This is a genomic window from Candidatus Sodalis sp. SoCistrobi (assembly GCF_900143145.1).
In the GTDB taxonomy this organism is placed as follows: domain Bacteria; phylum Pseudomonadota; class Gammaproteobacteria; order Enterobacterales; family Enterobacteriaceae; genus SoCistrobi.
The window spans coordinates 1-3,075 of record NZ_FRDB01000284.1 but is presented as its reverse complement, the minus strand read 5'-3'; the positions used below and the strand labels follow the sequence as shown (position 1 = coordinate 3,075).

Below are 3,075 nucleotides of genomic sequence, written 5' to 3'. Positions count from 1 at the left end.
TGCTCATGCTGAGTTTCCAGCACTAGATTAACTGCCCGTTCACGGACTTCCGGAGAGTAACGTTTGGTCGTTGTCATAGAGACCTCCACTTTTAAAGTATAGACTCTAATTTATCCGGGGTGATTCATTGTCATAGAGACCTCCACTTTTAAAGTATAGACTCTAATTTATCCGGGGTGATTCATCCATTGGATTACCCAACTGGCATCAAGCCCCCATGATACCGGCATTCACATGGGGGATATGGAATAAGGAACGGCGGGGGTATAAAGCCAATGCCGGGATGAGCTCGGCGGGTATCAAAGGTGGACCCGGTCCTTTTTTGCACGACGCCAATAGACACCTACAAGACGGCACGACGATTATTTATGCCAATAAACCCTTGCCGGTATTATGGGCATCGGACTATTTTTAGAATTTATAGCCGACACCGAGATTAAAGCCGCTAGATTTCCAGTCGCCGCTACCCGAGCCGGCCCAGGCCGCATCAATAACCAGCCCCTCGTAGACATTAAACTGTAACCCTAATGCGTAAGCCAGCGAAGTGTTGCTGGATTTTTCGTTTCGGGAAACCTGCTTTGGCGGAACGCTTGATTTATCGGTTTCGTACATGGAGTTTTCAACGGAGTGCAGGGCCACACCCAGCAAACCAAAGGCGCTGATCCATTCGTTGGCTCTAATAGTGGGACCGGCCAGCAGAGAGACATAATCAGTTTTGACCCTGTTGCTAAATCGCCTTTCTATCTTATTCGTGTCCTTTTTATTTTTAGCTTTTTCACCGGATAGAAAGTGATTGTCCATATCACCGACGGCATAGGTTATCGCCCCCATCACCCCCCAGGTATCGTCCAGCTCGTAGCGATAACGCATAAACATGCCCTGGGGCTGCTTGTCACTGTCGGCATGTTGGGAGAAGACGTTACCGGTTGCTTTTAAACGCGCCTCATATTCGGCCTTATTGGCGGAGTAGGCTGCCTTGGTCGGGTCAGAGTTCATCTGGGCGTAGCCGATGGAAAGGGTCTGGTCACCCTTGGCGGCATGGACAACGGATGAAGAGAGAATTGATAAGGCAATAACTGATTTTAAAACGCGCGTTTTATCCATGATGATATATCCCTTTTTGGATGAGGTGGGGCGCGACAAAACTATCACACCGACGATGACACAAAAAAATACAGCGGTAACAACGATCGAATGACGCCTATCGATCGTTAAAAACAATCTTCAATAATGCATTTACGGAGCCTCCAGCATGGCATGGTACAAAACCGGTACGCTCTCTATAGCGGCCAACAGTAAAAAAGCCACGGGTCACGGCACCCGCTGGGCGGATAACAAACAGGGCATTGGCCCTGGGCAGATGTTGCTATTGCCCGGCACGGGCACGGTGGCGCTGTATGAAATTGCCAGCGTGGTGAGCGACACGGAGCTGCTTTTGGTGTCCGGGCCGCCCAAAGCCGTCAAGGAAGCGTCCTACGCCATCGTGACCTATAACGGCGGCTCATACGTTGACTTCGGGCGTGAGCTCTCGGCCCAGCTTCGCTATTATCAGCGCCAGATGGACGGCTGGCAACAAATCATGACCGGCGAGGGTGAGGTGACGCTGGAAGCGCCGGACGGTACGCAGGTCACGTTAAGCTCGTTCAAAAAGCTGACGGCGGATATTGCGAGCAAGGTGGATAAATCCGAGCTTGAGAAAAAAGCCGATAAATCAGAGCTTGAGAACAAAGCTGATAAATCAGCGCTGGAGGGCAAACTGGATAAAACCGGCGGCACCGTCACTGGCGCACTGCATTTTACCCACTCCGTTAATGTGGGGGACGTTGATTCAGGGCTGATTGCTAACGGCGACGGGAGCGTGGCGCTCTATGCACAGGGTGTCAAAACCGGCGAATGGAATACGAACCGACTGCATTGGGTACAAAACCTTGAGGTCGGCGGTAATCTCACCGCCAGTGGCGGGGTGACATTTGGCAAAGCTGTCTCGCTGTCTGGTGGTGGCCATCTAACAGGTACGTTGCATTTTAATGGCAAAGGGCGAAGTGGTGGTGAGCAGCGTTCGGCGAGTTTGCAGTATAACCCCTATGCCGGCGGGAATATGAGAACTGAGTTCTATAGTACTGACATAATAAATGATCATTTTGAGCATCGTCTGATACTGGCTAAAGGCAATGATTTGAAGTGGTTCGTTTTTAGGGATGATGGCAATGCCTATGCCCAACAGGGTCACTGGCAAAATAACTCTGACCGGCGGATAAAAAGCGATATTGAGAAAATAGAAAATGGTCTTGCAAAAGTCGAAACGCTGACGGGCTACACTTATGTCCTTGCCAAAAATCGTCAGGCCGGTGTAATGGCCGATGAGTTGGAAAAGGTTCTGCCGGAGGCTGTGAGCAATTCGGGTGATTATCATGAGAATGATGGCAGCGTTGTCAAGAATGTTAAAGCCATTGCTTACGGCAGCATATCCGCCTTGCTGATTGAAGCAATAAAAGACCTGTCCGCGAAAGTGAAAGCACAGCAGGTAGAGATAGATGCGCTTAAGGCATCGATGAGCACTGTGTCTGTGGAGCAGGATGCAGATAATACCTGATACATAGGGTAGAGCTTATTCGTCATAATAATGAGGTGGCAGGTCATCTTTGCTGGGGAATAGCTTTGCAAGGATAATGCCAAACAAAAAGTAGGCTATAAGCACAACAATTACCACTAACTTAAATGCTCGCTTCATTCCTTTGAATAACTTCATGTAGAAAACGCTTCCGTAAAAACGGGATTTACCGCTTTTTACCGGAATAATGCAAAGTGATAATAACGATCGAATGCCGCTTATCGATCGGTAAAAACGATCGTTGGATTCACATGTAGAAATAAAGCCTTACCCCGACCGCTGAGAGCGGTTTTTTTTGTGCCTGAAAAACGGAAGCCCCGACTGTTACAAGCAGTGCGGGGCTTTTTCATGAATCTAGCAGTACTACGGTCAAGGAGGCCGTTGTGGTTAATTTTACTACAGGAGAGTGGATTGTGAAAGCACCTTAGGTAGTCGCGGAGCCATTATCGCCATTGACGCTTTTC

Annotated in this window: 2 protein-coding genes; one reads left to right on the top strand and one right to left on the bottom strand. The window is 49.1% G+C overall.

Annotation, left to right across the window (positions count from 1 at the left end):
* Window positions 1-411: 411 nt before the first annotated feature.
* Window positions 412-1,104, bottom strand: coding sequence for an Ail/Lom family outer membrane beta-barrel protein (locus CINSTRO3249_RS14455; RefSeq protein ID WP_074013764.1), 693 nt, complete (start codon window positions 1,102-1,104; stop codon window positions 412-414).
* 148 nt (window positions 1,105-1,252) lie between these two features.
* On the opposite strand from CINSTRO3249_RS14455, the gene CINSTRO3249_RS14450 reads away from it, so the two are divergent.
* Window positions 1,253-2,593, top strand: a complete 1,341-nt coding sequence (locus CINSTRO3249_RS14450; protein ID WP_074013763.1) for a tail fiber domain-containing protein — start codon at window positions 1,253-1,255, stop codon at window positions 2,591-2,593.
* Window positions 2,594-3,075: the final 482 nt, after the last annotated feature.